The 16,604-nt window shown below is 42.6% G+C and carries 16 protein-coding genes and 1 pseudogene; 6 read left to right on the forward strand and 11 right to left on the reverse strand.

Features of this window, described 5'->3' with window-relative positions; genetic code table 11:
• Positions 1 to 14 precede the first annotated feature (14 nt).
• On the forward strand, positions 15 to 1,349 hold the full coding sequence (locus tag VB775_RS15825; protein WP_281007760.1) for an efflux RND transporter periplasmic adaptor subunit: 1,335 nt from the start codon (positions 15 to 17) through the stop codon (positions 1,347 to 1,349).
• On the opposite strand, the gene VB775_RS15830 is transcribed toward VB775_RS15825, so the two are convergent.
• From VB775_RS15830 to aroF, 8 genes and pseudogenes are all read right to left on the reverse strand, one after another.
• On the reverse strand, positions 1,329 to 1,535 hold the full coding sequence (locus VB775_RS15830) for a hypothetical protein (RefSeq protein ID WP_281007759.1): 207 nt from the start codon (positions 1,533 to 1,535) through the stop codon (positions 1,329 to 1,331). The genes VB775_RS15825 and VB775_RS15830 overlap by 21 nt on opposite strands.
• A gap of 10 nt (positions 1,536 to 1,545) precedes the next feature.
• Positions 1,546 to 1,731, reverse strand: coding sequence for a hypothetical protein (locus tag VB775_RS15835; protein WP_281007758.1), 186 nt, complete (start codon positions 1,729 to 1,731; stop codon positions 1,546 to 1,548).
• Positions 1,732 to 1,774: 43 nt separating this feature from the next.
• Positions 1,775 to 2,101, reverse strand: a pseudogene (locus VB775_RS26520) (DUF433 domain-containing protein); the annotation flags it as partial.
• Positions 2,102 to 2,554: 453 nt separating this feature from the next.
• Entirely contained in the window at positions 2,555 to 3,301 is a 747-nt protein-coding gene (locus VB775_RS15850) for a hypothetical protein (RefSeq protein WP_281007755.1), read from the reverse strand.
• Between the two features lie 314 nt (positions 3,302 to 3,615).
• A complete protein-coding gene (locus VB775_RS15855) occupies positions 3,616 to 4,815 on the reverse strand; it encodes a lipid-A-disaccharide synthase-related protein (RefSeq protein WP_281007754.1) in 1,200 nt (399 codons plus the stop codon).
• A 280-nt stretch (positions 4,816 to 5,095) separates the two neighbouring features.
• The gene (locus VB775_RS15860) at positions 5,096 to 5,719 is read right to left on the reverse strand and encodes a class I SAM-dependent methyltransferase (protein ID WP_281007753.1); all 624 of its coding nucleotides are present in this window, start codon (positions 5,717 to 5,719) and stop codon (positions 5,096 to 5,098) included.
• The gene (locus VB775_RS15865; RefSeq protein ID WP_281007752.1) at positions 5,719 to 6,138 is read right to left on the reverse strand and encodes an acyl-CoA thioesterase; all 420 of its coding nucleotides are present in this window, start codon (positions 6,136 to 6,138) and stop codon (positions 5,719 to 5,721) included. The genes VB775_RS15860 and VB775_RS15865 overlap by 1 nt, the downstream gene beginning before the upstream one ends.
• A 39-nt stretch (positions 6,139 to 6,177) precedes the next feature.
• On the reverse strand, positions 6,178 to 7,212 hold the full coding sequence (gene aroF / locus VB775_RS15870) for a 3-deoxy-7-phosphoheptulonate synthase (protein WP_281007751.1): 1,035 nt from the start codon (positions 7,210 to 7,212) through the stop codon (positions 6,178 to 6,180).
• Between the two features lie 364 nt (positions 7,213 to 7,576).
• Between aroF and yidD the strand changes: the two genes are divergently transcribed.
• From yidD to VB775_RS15885, 3 genes are read left to right on the forward strand one after another with little or no spacing between them, the layout of a single operon-like run.
• Complete coding sequence (yidD, locus tag VB775_RS15875) at positions 7,577 to 8,296, forward strand: membrane protein insertion efficiency factor YidD (RefSeq protein ID WP_281007750.1); 720 nt, start codon at positions 7,577 to 7,579, stop codon at positions 8,294 to 8,296.
• Positions 8,280 to 8,420, forward strand: a complete 141-nt coding sequence (locus tag VB775_RS15880; RefSeq protein ID WP_281007749.1) for a hypothetical protein — start codon at positions 8,280 to 8,282, stop codon at positions 8,418 to 8,420. The genes yidD and VB775_RS15880 overlap by 17 nt, the downstream gene beginning before the upstream one ends.
• Positions 8,417 to 8,863 (forward strand): DUF29 domain-containing protein, encoded by a 447-nt coding sequence (locus VB775_RS15885; protein WP_281007748.1) that lies wholly within the window; start codon positions 8,417 to 8,419, stop codon positions 8,861 to 8,863. The genes VB775_RS15880 and VB775_RS15885 overlap by 4 nt, the downstream gene beginning before the upstream one ends.
• Positions 8,864 to 9,127: 264 nt before the next feature.
• Here the strand turns inward: VB775_RS15885 and VB775_RS15890 are convergent, their stop codons facing one another.
• On the reverse strand, positions 9,128 to 9,517 hold the full coding sequence (locus VB775_RS15890; RefSeq protein ID WP_281007747.1) for a transposase: 390 nt from the start codon (positions 9,515 to 9,517) through the stop codon (positions 9,128 to 9,130).
• Positions 9,518 to 10,044: 527 nt separating this feature from the next.
• Here VB775_RS15890 and VB775_RS15895 point away from each other — a divergent pair.
• The gene (locus tag VB775_RS15895) at positions 10,045 to 10,428 is read left to right on the forward strand and encodes a pentapeptide repeat-containing protein (RefSeq protein WP_281007744.1); all 384 of its coding nucleotides are present in this window, start codon (positions 10,045 to 10,047) and stop codon (positions 10,426 to 10,428) included.
• A 28-nt stretch (positions 10,429 to 10,456) separates the two neighbouring features.
• On the opposite strand, the gene VB775_RS15900 is transcribed toward VB775_RS15895, so the two are convergent.
• The gene (locus VB775_RS15900; RefSeq protein ID WP_281007743.1) at positions 10,457 to 11,821 is read right to left on the reverse strand and encodes a TldD/PmbA family protein; all 1,365 of its coding nucleotides are present in this window, start codon (positions 11,819 to 11,821) and stop codon (positions 10,457 to 10,459) included.
• 230 nt (positions 11,822 to 12,051) lie between these two features.
• Positions 12,052 to 14,568: a CHAT domain-containing protein gene (locus tag VB775_RS15905; protein ID WP_281007742.1), complete on the reverse strand. Its 2,517-nt coding sequence runs from the start codon at positions 14,566 to 14,568 to the stop codon at positions 12,052 to 12,054.
• An 86-nt stretch (positions 14,569 to 14,654) separates the two neighbouring features.
• On the opposite strand from VB775_RS15905, the gene VB775_RS15910 reads away from it, so the two are divergent.
• On the forward strand, positions 14,655 to 16,490 hold the full coding sequence (locus tag VB775_RS15910) for a M48 family metallopeptidase (RefSeq protein WP_281007741.1): 1,836 nt from the start codon (positions 14,655 to 14,657) through the stop codon (positions 16,488 to 16,490).
• Positions 16,491 to 16,604 lie beyond the last annotated feature (114 nt).

Raw genomic sequence — 16,604 nt, forward strand, 5'->3', positions numbered from 1 at the left:
CAGGCTTAATCTCGATGCAAACTACTGTTTCCCCCAAACAAGAAAATAAAAAGCCCAAAAGTTTTTGGACAAAGCCTTGGTTCGTTGTAGTTTTACTCGTCGTTGTGCTAGGCGGTGGATTTACAGCCTTTCGCGTTTTGGCTAGCATGAATCAAAACCGAACATCAATTAATGACCAAACTCAATTAGTTGAGTCTAAGTCTTTAGATATCAAAATTAAAGCTAGCGGATCTGTTGTACCCATTGAAACTGTCAACCTCAGTCCCAAGCAGGCAGGAAAACTAATTGAGCTATTGGTTGAGCAAGGGGCGCGAGTTAATCGGGGGCAAGTCATCGCTAGAATGGACAATGCAAACTTGATCCCGCAGCTTTATCAGGCTCAGGCTAATGCGGCGGCAAGTGAAGCTAATTTACTTAAATTACGTAATGGTAGCCGTCCTGAAGATATTGCAGCCGCTCAGGCGAGGGTGGATGCTGCTCGTGGTCGTCTAGATGCAGCCCGATCGCGCTTAGCCTTAACCAACATGAAAACAACTCGTTTTCAGGGTTTACAAACTGAAGGAGCCATTTCTAGCGATCGCTTTGATGAGGTTGTAACTGATGATCGCAGCGCTCAGGCGGACTTGCAAACGGCTCAAGCCAATCTGATGGAGGCAACTCGTCTATTGGAAGAAACCCGCAATGGTAGCCGTGCTGAAGATATTGCCCAAGCTGAAGCACAACTTGCTCAAGCGATCGCTGGTATCAGAATCATCGAAGTCCAGATCGAAGATACGATTATTCGCGCTCCCTTTGCGGGCATCATCACTCAAAAATATGCCAATGCAGGAGCCTTTGTCACACCGACAACAACTGCTTCGGCAACCAATTCTTCAACATCGACTTCGATTGTGGCGATCGCTAATGGCTTAGAGATCATTGCTAAAGTCCCTGAAGTGGATATTTCCCAAATTAAGGTTGGTCAAGAAGTAGAAATTATTGCTGATGCTTTTCCAACTGAGGTGTTTAAGGGCAAAGTGCGTTTGATTGCGCCTGAAGCGATCATTGAGCAGAATGTGACATCCTTCCAAGTGCGGGTAATCTTAGAAACTGGCAAAGATAAGTTGCAATCGGGTATGAATACTGATTTGCGCTTTATTGGTCAGAGAATTAATAGTGCGTTGGTTGTGCCGACGGTGGCGATCGTCACGGAAGAAGGGCAAACAGGTTTATTAATTGCTGATGAAAAGGGAAAGTCCAAATTTCAACCCGTGACGATTGGGACAACGGTGGATAATCAGACTCAAATTTTAAGTGGTGCAAAAGTCGGCGATCGCGTATTTGTAAAACTACCAGATAAAAAGCCATAAAAAAAGAGTTTCTTCTTGTGGTGACATGCTTGTTTCTGTTGAGGCGATGCGATTGCTTGAGGAAGTGGCGACTAGTCGAGATAAGCGAAGTGCCTGAAGTATGGGAGGTGTTGCGGTGCGATCGCCTGTCTGGTGCTTTGAGTCATTCTTATCATGCCAACATTCAGGATCGTGAAGATGGTTCACTAGTAGAGCATCATGTTAATGCGGTGATCTCTGCTGAGTCTAGTTCTTTGCGTAAAGTTACTTGAAGGCGATCGCGATATTCGTCATCCAGCGAAGGATGATCGATTGCCCAGACCACTAAATCAGGTTCTTTCCGTCGTAGCTGTATTTGATAAATTGGTGGGAGATTTTCATCCATCAAATACTTGATTTGCATAGGAATTTCCTAGATTCTTTATGGGGTATTGAGAGAATGGATGTTTTGCTGCTTGACGGGCGAGTAAGCGATCGCGCAAACCTTTGGTGTCAAATCTCAACTCATTTTGTTTGCGTACTTCCAGCGCTTTTTGCTGACGCTGTTGCAAATATTCTTCTACTTCCTGCTGATGGTCAAGATAGAAAGCAATTGTACTATAGACATCAGACAACTCAAGTGAGGGATAGCGAGATGCTATTTCTTATGACGTTGCGCCTTGATTAAAACTGAAGATAACTTTATCGAGTGTTACGCGAGTATTACTGACTAAAATTGTGCCATGAGTATTTGTCGATAGGGGTAAGACATATGTGTGGGATGTCGTAAGCATAGTGGTTATTTAGGCATACAAGATTCTAGTGCCATTTTAGTCGATCATCCTCACAAAGTTCTGTATCTAAAGTCCCTTCTGGCGGTGTGTTGGGATCTCCAATTGCCTAGACCACTAAACCAGTTTCGATGAGCCTTACTAAAATTGTGCGGTTTATAGCTGAATTGAAGTGATCGCAGTAGAGGCAGAATCACTGACATGACATGATACAAACGTTCTTCATGAATTCATCCCCCATCGATGGCATTACGAAGCGAGATAGATCTCTTAGCAGTATCCTCGTTTCAGGAATGCTAGTCAAAGACTTTACATTCACTCTCTAAAAACCAACGAAATCAATCGACTTATCGGTATAGCATAACTTTCTTGGTCAGCGTTTGCTAATAAACTTTGCAGCTTTCAAAGCAAACTTTGACAATCCGCTGCACCAAGGTTGTTATGCGGCGACATCACTCAATTAGAAATTTTATCTCTGACATCCAAAATTCGCTCGTATTCTTTAGAATTTTTGTACTCCATGACATGTATTAATAATTGATGATTGGGACTGATGACAAAGGGAAGCAAGTCAGAATGAAAATTTCGCTGATCTACCTTTATTAAAAACCCATATTTTGGAAATCTAAAGCGATAGTAATTAACTTTATCTTGTCTCTGTCTAGTAGGGTTTTGCATGATTTCGCTCAAATCTCCTTCGTATTTGAATAGGACTACTGAAAAATCGTTTTCGCTGCCTGGTTCTTGAGATAAGATCATTTTCCTCAGTTTTTCTTCCCAAGAACCAAGTTTGATTTGGGCAAAAAACAGATCGCTCGTAATCGCTGCTCGCCACAATATCGACATGAAAAAGAGTTTAAGCTGTTTATAATCAAATTCCTCAATCCTATAAACAGCAAGCTTTCCAAGATTATCAAAAAGGCGATTTTCTGAAAATGAAGGATTGAGTAAAAACTTTTGACCATAATTGTCCCACACACCTATCAAATGACCATCGCACTCTTTACATAAGATAGACGTGTCATATATTCCACTCTGAAATTGCTTTGATTTTTGCTCCGTTCCAACTACATACATCCTTGGGACTTGATCGCTAGGTGACTCACCAATACTAGCTTCTCTAATAGGTTCATATAATTTTCTGGGAATTATGTGAGCCTTTATGAGTTGTTTTTCAAGTCCACAAAGGCGACAAATAGACATTTCTTTCTAGATGCTCAAATTTAGGTGAATTAACAGATAACCGTTGGTTGTGCCCCCACCAAAGACCTAGCCGCATAACTAGTAACTACACTGAAACTTTCAGCATAATTACCTTGATTATGATAACTATACAGAATCTTTCTTGATAACACAAACTATTTTGCGTAATAACCTGTATTTGTCCGATTAGCATCCCATATAGGTGAGTTATGCAGATAAATGCAGGTTATTACAGCAGAACAGAATCCAAAAAACTTTTAGAGTCGTTACATGATCGCAATCCGCGTTAAGCAATGCTTTCTTGATGCTAAAAGTTAACAAGACTTTGCCAATATTTGCGCGATCGCATCAGCTAATCTCTCAGAACCACCTTTTGCTCCAACCCGTTCCATTCCATTTTGTTTACAGCGTTCCAAATAATCGCGATCGCTGAGAGTTCGCTTTACACATTGAGCCGCTTCCTGCAAAATTTTGAGAGTAGCTGGTTCCTTCCCAATCGTTTGTACTGATAAACCTAACAACCGTTCCTGTGCATTCGCAAAGCGATAGGAAAATTGGGGACCATTTCCCATGATTTGAATCACAGGTTTTCCCAAGCCGACCATCTGCTCAACAGCAGTTCCCGCCATCCCGATCGCTAAGTCACAATGATGCAAAATATCCGCAAAAGCATCACTAAAACAAAGAACACTGATATTTGTTTTTGGATGGTACATTTTGCCATCAGCATATTGCCAACCTGCTTGGACAGCTAGTTCAGGTAATTGAGGGGCAACACTTGGGACGATCGCCGCACGAAATTGGACAGGGTGAGGCGCATATTCTTGAGCAATCTTTTCGCATAACTGCAATTGCAATACGAGATTTTCGGCAGCTTCAGGCAAGCGACTTCCTGAGAGTAAAGCGATCGCTGGCACATCAGGACTCAAAGCTAAATCTTTGCCCGACGGTTCCAATACATCCATAATTGGATAACCGACAAAGCTCGTATTCTGATAGCCTCTTTTTCTAATCAGTTCCGCACTATAAGCATCGCGGGTCAAAATCTGGCGACATCGTGGCGATCGCATCATTAGAGCTTGTAGCCAACGCGGAACATACCGATTTTCGTAAAATGCCGATGATGACACTAAAAACATGGCATAGGGCAACCCCGTCAGATAAGCAAATAGCGCAGGCACAACATCACCTGTCGCAAACACAAAATCACAGGTTTTACCACATTCTCGCGCCGCCTTAATTTGTTGCCAAGTCAGATTAATCAAGCCAGATTGAAAATCTGCAATCTGTTTCTGCACACTCATATAAGCAAATCCCCCCGATGGCAAGATTTTTGTCTGAGTAGCGATCGGCACACCAGCCCGTCGATAGGCATTACCTTCACCAACAATCGGCAAGGCGATCGTCTCTACCTCTGGATATTTTTGACGCAAGGCTTTGAGAACTTCACAAGCATTTAGGTCTTCACCGTGACCGTTACTAATGAATAAAACTCGTTTGGGGATTGAAGTCACGATGATCACTTATGTTGCGTGAAAGGAATTCCTGATGTAGCAAAAATCTGGGGCTAGCACGGGGGCGCAGCCCCTACTGAATTTAGAATTATTTAGGTACGGGTAATCCCCCCGTGGTTGCCCTGTCTTGCTAGCAGCAAAAAGTTTTTCTGAGTTCCAAGTAACATAAGTGATAAAGCTAATAACTGATAGGTAAGAATTATCGCATTTTCCTTAACTAAGTAGACACGCATAAATAAACATGAGAGGATATCCCGCATAACGGGATATCCTCTCATGTTTATTTGCTTGATCGCAAAACTTGTAAACTACCACCAGCATAAAGTTGGCAAGACTCAACTTTAAAACCAGATTTACTCAAAAGCTGTGACAAATCGGTTTTAATTAATTGCCATGCAGTTTCTGTCTCAAATAGCCACAGGAAAGTCGCAATAGGTAGCCAAAACAAGGGATTAATAGGGCGATGAAAATCAATAATGATAAACTGTCCTTCAGGTGTCAAAATCCGATGCACTTCTTGAATGATTTGCTGTAACTGCTCTGAGTCCATCTCATGCATGGCTGTATTCGTGAGTACCAGATCAAAAGTGCGATCGCTAAAAGGCATTTTCTCAGCAAAAGATTCTACATACTCCGCTTGTGGCACATTTTGCTTGGCGCGTTTAATGGCGATCGGGGAGGCATCCAAGCCCGTAACATTTTGGAAATGCTTAACTAGTTCCCTTGTTGCCTGTCCTGCACCACAACAAAGGTCAAGAACTTTCGCATCAGGATTGATTTGCAAATCTTTTAAAAATAAACGGTGAAATCGCTTTTCCCCACCAACACTAATTGCAGCAAGAGCCGATACAGTGTCATAAAACCATTGATAGCGATAGCTCCAATCACGTAAAATTGTTGTCATTAATTCAATTCAATCCATTTCATGAGGTCTTGGGATAGATTACACCGCTTTCGAGTGATGGAATCAATACAAATATGTTTAGTTAAGGCTTTAGCGATCGCCTTTTTTTCGCCGCTTTCTAGATCAAAAAATAATTGATATTCAATTTGAAAAGAATCAGGACTTAACAAAGTTTTTACTAGCGAAACCGCAATGCGATCGCCACAAATCATTGGTTTAAAAAAATCAATACTTGCATGGGTAATTGGCACAGCGATCGCACCACCTCGAAAAAAAGATTGAAGCTCAATTCCCGATGCTGCTAGCGAAGCTTCGTAGGCTTCATGGCAAATTGATAATCCATTAGCAAAATAGACCACTCCAGCCGCATCAGTGTCGCAAAAATGAATTGTGCGATCGTAAATAAAGGGTAAATTCATAGTTCTCTCAACAAAGAAGGCGCTTTGCGCCTTCTTTGTTTATGCGCGCTCCATTACTTGTGCCATGCGATTGATTTTAATCATTAACTTATCAAAATCATCAAAAGTAAGTGACTGAGGACCATCAGACAAAGCTCGCTTAGGATTAGGATGAACTTCGATCATTAGGGAATCGACACCCGCAGCGATCGCTGCCAAACTCATTGATGGCACATACTCTGACCAACCTGTACCATGACTAGGATCGATCATGATCGGCAAATGCGTTAGTTTGCGTAATACAGGAATCGCAGATAAGTCGAGAGTATTGCGAGTATATTCGCGATCGAAAGTTCTAATCCCACGTTCACAAAGAATTACATTGGGATTTCCTTCAGCAAGAATATATTCAGCCGCCATTAACCAATCGTCAATGGTAGCCGCTAATCCACGCTTGAGCAGAATCGGCTTATTCTGTTTTCCCACTTGCTTCAACAACGAGAAATTCTGCATGTTCCTAGCACCGATTTGCAGCACATCAGCAACTTCAGCAATTTTCTCAATATCAGCAGTATCCATTACTTCCGTAATAATCCCTAAGCCACTTGCTTCTCTCGCCGCCGCCAACAAAGACAAAGCGCTCTCACCATGTCCCTGAAAGGCATAGGGAGAAGTCCGTGGCTTATAGGCTCCACCCCGCAAAAACTGCGCCCCTGATGCTTTCACACGCAAGGCAGTTTCCACGATCATTTCTTCGTTTTCAACGGAGCAAGGGCCCGCAACTGTCACTAAGGGATGATTTTCGCCGATCGCAATATCACCATTAGGCGTAGGTATAATTACCACGCTCGATTCATTTTGGCGATATTCACGGCTAGCGCGTTTAAAGGGGCGTTCTACCCGCAAAACTGACTCTATCCAAGGACTTAGTTCCTCGATGCGATGGCGATCAAGATCGGCTGTCTCACCCACTAGTCCCAATACAACTTTATGTTTTCCCACAATTTTCTCTGGTGATAATCCCCAACTAGATAGTTCTTCGCAGATCCTCGCAACTTCTTCTGCGGGTGTACCAATCTTGGTTACTACGATCACGGCTAGTCTCCTTTAGATGTTTTCTTTGCCTATTTTAACGCGAGTTCAATAAATGCTGTTTGTAGCAAACCAGAAAGATGGGATCGGCGATCCTCTCTTTCTGGTTTTAATGGGAAGAAATATTAAGATTTCTGGAGGCTACCCCAATGCTTCTTGTATCATAGCCAAATTTGGTAAGTAGCACACTATAATTAAAACCTAAAATCAGAAGCTGTCCCGACCGCGTAGCGGGCGTGACAGCTTTCTAGGTTTTTAGTTTACTTATGCCTAGCTACGTATTAATTAAACCCAGTGAGAGTTTTAAAAAAATAAAGTGGCATAGCCATTTTGTGTTTTAGTGTAATTGACTCAATGATGGCGACAAATGCAGAAGAGAATCCCTGTCAAAATACCGATCATTACTAATATCATTAACAGGTCAACACGCGGTTTAGCAGTAACTGCCATTAGTGGTTATCAAAAATTTATCTCGCCCCATAAAGGTTTTTCTTGTGCCCATCGTGTATTGTATGGCTGTGATTCCTGTTCACAATATTTTAAGCGCGTGATTGCAGAAGAGGGAATTTTAACAGCGATCGCGAATGCTAAGGAGCGATTTCAAGAATGTCGGGAAGCTAATGAAATTTTAAAAAATCGTAGAGCAAAATGTAGAACTAGGAAGAAGTACTATGCAAGTCGTTTGCCTTCCAATACCCTAGCCATTGAGTCAGGGGAGCAGGAAACTCCCGATGTACCTGAGGATTCTGAAGAAACTAATGCCGCAAGCAAACATAAACTAGGTGGTTCACAATGGAGCCATAAACGGAGACAAGCTAACAACAACGATAGTGGAGGAGGGAATAATAACTGCGATCGCTGCGATTATGTTGACTGTTCTGACTGCGGACATGGACTTGATCTAATTCCATCGGATTGTGGGGATGATCAGAACTGTAATAATCCCTTTGAAGCGATGGATTGTCCCGAACTAAGTTGCCCCGATTTGAACTGTGGTAATGCTGATTGTCTGTCTGGTATGGATTGCAGTGGGTTAGACTGTGGAGTGCTAGACTGTGGAGTGCTAGACTGTGGCAGTTGTGGTTAAAATATCGCCAAAAAGTGCGATCGCCTCAAACAAAACCTATCAAAAAGCGATCGCTAAATCGCTAAATTGTCTTGTGTACGATAATGTTAGTGTTGGATTTATCAAAGGAGTTACAAATCAATGACTCAGACAATTGCCAGAAAATCCTTATATGAATCTGACTACCTTCTTTGGACTCAGGAGACTATAGCTAAGTTAAAAGCTAGAGATTTTGATCATGTAGACTTTGAAAATTTGATAGAAGAGATTGAAGATTTGGGGCGTTCTTATCGGGATGAGCTAGAGAGTCGATTGGATGTATTGCTATCTCATATTTTGAAGCGGTTATATGTTCCTCTAGTCAATGATTACAATGGTTGGGAAAGAACTATTAGAGAACAGCGTAAGCAAATTAGACGGCGCTTAGAAAAGTCTCCTAGTCTGAAGAATTATTTGCCTGAAATTTTTGATAAGATTTGGCAAGATGCACTCAAGGAAGTTAGAGAAGATTATCCACAATATGACTTTCCCGATTGGCAGTTTGATCGTGATATCGACACATTGTTAAATAGTCATTTCTGGAGTTAAAGTGAAGGCGATCGCCCCAACTCAATCTCAACAAACGAGAACACCTATTCATCCCATTCATGCGACTTTTCTCACTTCGTAGTGATTTGCCATTAGTTTTGCTGCAAATTGCATACTTACAGTTCGCTGAATTTTAGGGAGGGTAATCAGATTGTAAGAGAAGGCGAGTATAAATCTCAAGAGGAAAGTTTAGTAACTGTAAGATTTTTTGCTGAAGAGGAGAAAGATCGGTCAAATGGGCATAGAGTTCGATTCCATAGAATTCTATTCCAGAAAGAGAGGGCGACGGATTTGAAACTCGACAAGAGTGAGTAACCGTAAGCCGATGGAGAGAAGACGAATCAACCCTTTAATATGGTCTTCTCGTTGGAGAAACATAGGAGCCAAAGAGAGAGGTTGACCTTTGAGTCGCCCGAAACCATGCTCAATTAAATATTCCTGACGGTAGACAGCAACAGCCTGAGCAAGAGACAAATCGGATGAGGGATAGTTGGTGGCATATACGCGCCAGACCAACGCCTGCATTTGAGTGTCAAGCGCATTGCTGTCAAGGGTATAATCGACTTGAAACCGACGTTTCTCAATCAGCCTAGCTGGTCTGTCCCCATAGGCTCGTTGAGCCCGTTGTTCAATGTGTTCCTGAAAATCTAACACAAATAAAGACTAAACGCGATTGTGAGTAATTATATTAGTTGCTAATTTGGTAAAGCTTTCGAGGTCTGAGCATGGTTTCTTGCCTCGACAAGGCTGATTCAATGACTCTAATTCTTTTTTGGTTTTATCGATACGAGCCTGAAGAGCAGTTTTCCCTGACTTGGCGTGGGAAAAGGAATAAACAACTAATCGGCGTTCTTCCCATGTATATTTTGCTCATCCTCTGACTTTAACCCTATCTCTCCACCTCTTTCAAAAATCAGCGAACCGTAAGGATTTATCACCGATTGAGATGTTTTGGTCAAAAGTCAAATCCATTCTGCGTTCGATTGCTCCGAGAACCACTGAGCAGCTTCATGCGGCTATCACTCTCGCTTTCAATACTGTTTCCGAATCTGACTTCTTTGGCTGGTTTTACGAATGTGACGCTCGTACCACGCTCATTTGAAAACTGCTATAGTAGGGCTTTTAAAAATTTGTTTGTACAATACAATAACTAATAGACTTTTGCTAAGGCTAATCAATTAATGGATGCTAAAGAATTTTTGCAAATATATCGAACGGGGCGCAAAGTATTTTCTAATGTTGTTCTAGTGGGAGTCGATTTACAGGCGATCGATCTTCACAAGGTTGACTTTAGCCACGCCCACATGAGCAAAGCCAACTTAGCTAGCGCTAAACTTTGTCGGGCTAATCTTACTGGGGCAGACCTGAGTTATGCCAATTTGAATAGTGCTGATCTGCATCGGGCAAATTTGCGTCATGCCAATCTTAAGGGTGCAGATTTACGCAAAGTGGATCTACGTGGGGCAGATTTACGAGGCGCAAACTTGAGTTGGGCTAATTTGCAAGAGGCTATTTTTGATGGCGCTCAAATGACTAATACCAATTTATACAATGCCAAAACCTAGAAAGTGGGACACAAGGTGTCCCACTTTCTTAAGCTTCGCCTGTAATGGATAGTCCTTCTACCCAAATTTGGGGCGCGACACCTGAAGGCGTAATTTTTACTTCTGGCTCGACATAGGCGATCGCCTTTAGCAAGTCCAAAATATCACCCGCTACCGTAGCCGACTCAACACTAACGCGATCGCCTTTATTGATCAGCCAGCCGTCAAAGGGTAACGAAAAAGAACCCTGCGAAGCTTGCACACCTGCATGAAGCGCTTGCAGATCATCAATTAAAATTACATTTTCAGCCGTTGCCAAATCGTAGACCTTCTCATTGGATGCATTAGCCTCGCTACTACGCTCAACGTGGAAGAAGTTAGGACTGACTGAAACCTTCGAGCCAATGCTCCCATTGCCTGTGGGTTTAGCATCTAAACGTTTTGCGGTGACAGAGCTATGTAGGAAATTGGTTAAAACTCCATTCACAATTAACGGAGTGCGGCGTGTGGGAGTGCCTTCTCCATCAAAGGTTGATGCACCCACATTTCCCACATGAAGTTCATCGTCGCTAACATTTAATAGTGGTGATGCGATCTGTGTGCCGATGGATTCGGGACTAGAGAGACTATTTTTGTCGAGAATACTTTGAGCATTGAAGAGGCTAGAAAAAGCACTGATTAAGCTCAAAAATGCTTCAGGGGAAAACACAACTAAATATTTGCCAGATTTGATTTTGTCATAGTTTAAATGACTAATCGTTTTCTCCGCAGTTTCCTCAATGCAACCCTTGACATCTAAACCTTCAAAACTACGACTGACTCGATACGCACCAGCACTGCGAGGTTTTCTATCTTCCTCTTCTGTTTTAGTATAGAGATAGATAGAGCTATAGGAACTACTCTCATTTCGCATTGCACCAGCGCTATTCAAATAGAAGCGACTGACATCGCGTTGAGATAAGCCATTATAGGGAACACCTGCGATCGCTGTATGTTTCGCTAGTAATTCTTTTTCTGCGCCCAAGAGGGTCTCGACTAGCTGCTCGATCGCTGTTTGTGGTGCAGTCTGTGCTTCGCGAGAGGGGATATCAGCGATCGCTTCGGGACTAAAATCAGGAATATTTTCCTTAGCCCCAAAGAAACTTGCCTCGTGGGCGCTTTGAAGTGCGAGTTCTAGACCAAGGCGATCGATATTGGTGGTAGAAGTAACGCCAACGGTTCCCTGATCATTCCAAACCCGCACGGTGATGCTAGCGCGGTTAGAGGCTGATACTTGCTTAGGTTCGCCGCTATCGACTTCAGCACTAGTTTCATCGACGATTGCACCATAAATATCGAATTTGTCGATTTTTAGCTTGCTTGCGGTCTCTTTAGCATCGGAGACTAATTTTTCCACACTGATCGCTGATGACATAAACCTTTTAATCTTTTTAGTTGATTACTTCATTCTAGCAACTATCGCTATAGCCACTTATGCCAAAGCACAAAATCAAGCCATTTTGTGCCTAATAAGTAGTATTTGTAGGATGCGTTAGTGTAACGTAACGCATCAATTGGTTATAGATGATGCGTTACGCTATCGCTAACGCATCCTACAAACTACAAACCTACTTATTAGGCGGCGCGAAGCGCTGCTTTGGCATCTTATAGCCCATTGCCAATTAGAAAGAAAGCAGACCAAAAGTAAGGATGATCGAAGGGTTCGCCGCCTTGAATTAATGCTACTTGTGCTAAGCGTAACGACTCGGTAGCGGAAACACCTTTCTTAAGATTGGCATAAAAGGCATCCATTAGTTTCTGAGTACCGCCATCATCAACTATCCATAGAGACGCAATTACGGCTCTTGCGCCAGCATTCTGAAATTGATAGCCCAATCCTAGCACTTCTGTTCCATCACCTAATTTACCGCCGACTCCTGTCTCGCAAGCACTCAAAACCACTAAGTCTACGCCCTTAAGCGCCCAAGTCTCAATCTCTCTTAATGTCAGGCGATCGCTATCTCCAAAGATCAAAAAAGATTCATCTGGTGTACCTGCATTAAATGATCCGTGAGTAGCTAAATGAATAATCGTATGGGAACTTGTACCCGTTTTAGTTGAGTTTTTTGTGAAACTTTGATCCACTAGCTCCGTTACATTCGGGAACGTGCTGACAATATTTTTGACTTCTTTTTGGGTGGCAGGAATAGCACCAAAAGAAATAGTCTTACCTAGCACATTCACACTATGAGACGTTGTTGAAGCTCCAGCTAATACCTTCGTTTGATTGGTTGCAAGTCGATTAAAGTTCGTCAGTGAACTAGCCGTAATGTTATTGATTTTGTATTTCTCAACCAGAAACTGCTTGCCATCGTGGAGCGTCGCAATGGGAATATAGCGCAATCGACTATCAGGAGCATAGATGATTGTTTGCACATTCGCTTGTTTTAATTCAGCTTCGATGGGGGCAATCAGCCATTTATAAAACTGCTGCGAAGTATCTTTGAAATCAAAACTATCAGCATCTCGTAAGTCTGATCGAAGCTTATCGACAGCCGCACTAATCTCTCTTTGTCTGACTGGAACAGCACGATGTATTGGCGGAGATGAAGGAGTGATTAATACAATTTCTAGCCTGTTTTCCAGTACTAGGGGATAAATAATCACTGCGTTTAACTGCTTGAGTTCTTTTTGAAGGTTAACGATCGCTTTGAGATTCACATTTTGCTGTTGGATATCGTTATTTAGCTCCGTAGTTAGCTTCTGCACTTCTGCACTATTCAAAAAAGCGTTGAATTGTCGGTTAGCTTCTTTCTCTTGATTGACGAGAGAGGTTAATCGTTCCTTTTGCTGAGGAGTGAGCTTGTTCTGATTTTCCAATACTTGCAAATCAGCAAGTTCTCTGTTCAAGTTGATCATTTGCATTTCTACAGGCTGATACTCTACGCCCTTGGCAGTTTGTTCATTGCCACGGACATTTTTGAGGTAGTCATCCGCTTCCTGCACTTTGAGTAGATCAATCACCTGCTGTGCCTCGATCACCCGATCCTGCTGCAAAAGTAAATCCGCCAGACGACGGTATACTGGCGCAATTGTGTCGGCGTAGAGTTTTTGCTCCTGTCGCGCTAGGGAGTTGAGATCTTTCCGAATCTCTTCATAGATATTAACTGATTGCTTGAGATAGGCGATCGCCAAAACATTTTGTTTTCGTTCTCTGAGCAGTAAGCCAATATGCTGATAGAGCTTAGCCTCACCTGCGCGATCGCCTGTTTGACGGCTAATGGCTAGAGCCTGTTGATAGTAACCAAGCGCGATTTCAAACTGTCCTTGGCTGTTGTAAAGCAGACCAATATTGCCGAGAGTGATACTTTCATTGACCCGATCTGCTAACTTTTGGCTGATTTCTAGGGATTGCTGATAGCTTTTGAATGCCTCCGCATTCAGCCCACGCTCATTCAATAGAAAGCCGATATTGTTGAGAATTACGGCTTCACCTGCGGGATTTTTGCCCGATTCTTTGGTAAGTGCTAGAGCCTGTCGATAATAATCTAGAGAATTAGCATATTCTTTGTTGTTGCGATAGACCAGCCCCAAATTGTTAATTGTTCTGGCAATACCAAAGCGATCGCCTAATTTTTGTTGAAGTTTGAGGGCTTCTTGATAGAGCTTAATCGAGCGATCGAACTGTCCCAAGTTGCGATAGACGATGCCCATGTTATTGAGAATGCTGCTCTCACTCAATGAGTCTTTGGTTTCTTTGCTGATTTTGAGGGCGCGTTCATAGGATTCTATCGCCCGCACAAACTGCCCCAAGTCATTGTAAACAGAGGCTATCCCATTCAATGCTTGAGTCTGTCCAGTCCGATCCTGTCCTGCGATGCTAAGCTTCAGTGCTTGCTGAAAAGCCTCTAATGCAGAACTAAGTTGACCTTTTTTCTGTAATGCACTCCCGTTCTTTTGCAGAATGTCAGCATCCGATGACTTTGTTCTTAAAGTATTTTCGGAACTTTCTTGTGAGCTAATTTGAGCCATTGCCGCAGATGTTAGCCCCAGATGCGTCCAAGTTCCATATATACCAATCGAAAGGGGCAACAACCAAACAGAAGAGCAGAAACCTTTGTGTAAAGCCTTAAAGATCATATTGCTGTACTTATTCGCAGATAAATCAATAATGTAGTGCATTTATATAAAATAAACGATTGTTTACAATTTGATAGGTTTGAAAAATTTAGAATTACTTATAATTTAGTTAGTTTTAGGATTTTATTGTGCCTATCTTCTCTGTCTATCGCCGAACAGTCTTGAGGTGGATGTCACTATTCTGTACTGGTTTATTGATCTCGTTTCTTTTCGTTGGTCAAGCTGAGTCACAAAATCAAAGTAATTGCATCAAGATCCCCGAAGTATCTTTGGGCAATGCGGAAGCAATTGAAAGAAATAGACGTGTGGCGGTGCTAATTCAAGCAGATCGATTGATTCAAAGTAACAATCTCGCTGAAGCGGTCAAATTGCAACAATCTGTGAAAAAAGCGCTCCCCAACGTAGCTGCTCCTAATCCACCGACAAGAAATGTGGATAATCTAGCGAGTGGCGCTAAGGTGTTTTGGCAGAATGCTGAAGAAGGACTAGAGGCTGGACTGTCAACTAAGGCATTGATTGCTTTGGAGAAGCTATCCGACAATTACCCCGAATTTATTACTGGGCATATCAAGTTCGCGGAGGCATCCCTACGCTGGAATCAACCAGACAAAGCAATCCAAACCTTAGATCGCGCCTATGGCATTTATCCCGATCGCGTGGATTTATTAGAGCCATTACTCAAACTACTCATATCCAAAAAGATGGAGGTAGAGGCTTCCATTGCTTCCCGTCAGTTTGCGCTTAACTATCCCGAACATCCTGACGCTCCTAAATATAAGAAGCTGGCTGATGATTACATGAATCAGTTTATCAATGACTTCAAAAATGAGTCATTTATCACAGCAATTATTTCTGGTGATCGCAAAATCATTGAGCAGATTTTTAAAGGAGAATCGGGATTTGGCGAAGAAAGCGCAGCCGAAATCAAACAGAGTGTGGCGTTAGTAACTGATCCGAAACTGACGGAATATATCAACAACCTTGGACAGAAATTAGCAAAGCTATCGGGTCGGGATGACTTTAAATATGAGTTCAACATCATCCAAGACAATTCTCTCAATGCTTTTGCGCTGCCAGGGGGCAAGATCTTCATCAATACAGGTGCGATCGCCGATATGGAATCGGAAGCTGAGCTAGCTGGTATTCTCAGTCATGAAATTGCTCACGCTGTCTTTTCGCATTCCTATCAAAAGATTATTACCGAAACCAAAGCTAGAGCTTTAAAAAAAGTAGGGTTGATCAATACATTTTTGGAGTATCTCAAGCCAGAACTTGCATTTGGGCGATCGCTTGAACAACAAGCTGATTTCTTAGGCACGCGCATTCTCTCTTCAGCAGGCTATTCTGCGGATGGACTATATCGTGTGTTTGATCGCTGGCGTGGTTATGAGAAAGATCGGCAGACAGGTTGGCTAGATAGTCATCCTGCTTCTTCAGAACGAGTGAGATATTTACAAGCAGCCGTCCAGAACCGCAACTACAACCGCTATTCATTAGAGAATATTGAAGCTCTAATTGCAGCGCGGGGTGCATTCTGTAAATCGGAAGCTAAAGATCTACCCTCTACAGATGCTCCAACTCCTACTTCCAAACCCAGTAACAAGCCAACTTTAGGCAAGGTGGCTGTAGTTGCAGGGCAAACTAACGACAATGTGAGCATTAACATTAATGGAGGTAAGGTTGAGTCAAGCGGTAGATACATAATGAATGTAGAAATCGTCAACAATAGCGGTCAGTCCTTTGGATTTGTACCTATATTTGCGAAAACAACCAATGCTGATGGAAAGACAGTCTCCTCTCAGTTCATCAGTGCGTCTGGCAAAAACGTGGTGAATGCAGGAGAAACCGCTAAAGGCACTCTCTCTGTCTTCCAACAGTCTTGGCGAGACACTGGCGATCAAGGGTTAGTGTGGCAAGTCACAGAAAGTACTGGCGGTGGTCGAGTATTTCGGATTCCCTTCTAATTCGCTTAAAGAAAGCCTTGCTTTGCAAGGCTTTCTTTAAAGCAAATTAGAAGGGTCGGTTTGATACTTGCGATCGCCTAGAAATTATGAATTACAGTACTGGCAGAAGTCACA

The organism is Pseudanabaena sp. CCNP1317, from assembly GCF_034931345.1.
In the GTDB taxonomy this organism is placed as follows: Bacteria; Cyanobacteriota; Cyanobacteriia; order Pseudanabaenales; family Pseudanabaenaceae; genus Pseudanabaena; species Pseudanabaena galeata.

Excerpts from the sequence above, each read along its gene's own strand:
- yidD (WP_281007750.1), top strand. The coding sequence starts at position 7,577 with ATGCAGAAGAGAATCCCTGTCAAAATACCGATCATTACTAATATCATT.
- VB775_RS15885 (WP_281007748.1), top strand. The coding sequence starts at position 8,417 with ATGACTCAGACAATTGCCAGAAAATCCTTATATGAATCTGACTACCTT.
- VB775_RS15850 (WP_281007755.1), bottom strand. The coding sequence starts at position 3,301 with ATGTCTATTTGTCGCCTTTGTGGACTTGAAAAACAACTCATAAAGGCT.
- VB775_RS15895 (WP_281007744.1), top strand. The coding sequence starts at position 10,045 with ATGGATGCTAAAGAATTTTTGCAAATATATCGAACGGGGCGCAAAGTA.
- VB775_RS15900 (WP_281007743.1), bottom strand. The coding sequence starts at position 11,821 with ATGTCATCAGCGATCAGTGTGGAAAAATTAGTCTCCGATGCTAAAGAG.
- VB775_RS15905 (WP_281007742.1), bottom strand. The coding sequence starts at position 14,568 with ATGCACTACATTATTGATTTATCTGCGAATAAGTACAGCAATATGATC.
- VB775_RS15860 (WP_281007753.1), bottom strand. The coding sequence starts at position 5,719 with ATGACAACAATTTTACGTGATTGGAGCTATCGCTATCAATGGTTTTAT.
- VB775_RS15835 (WP_281007758.1), bottom strand. The coding sequence starts at position 1,731 with ATGCAAATCAAGTATTTGATGGATGAAAATCTCCCACCAATTTATCAA.
- VB775_RS15825 (WP_281007760.1), top strand. The coding sequence starts at position 15 with ATGCAAACTACTGTTTCCCCCAAACAAGAAAATAAAAAGCCCAAAAGT.
- VB775_RS15865 (WP_281007752.1), bottom strand. The coding sequence starts at position 6,138 with ATGAATTTACCCTTTATTTACGATCGCACAATTCATTTTTGCGACACT.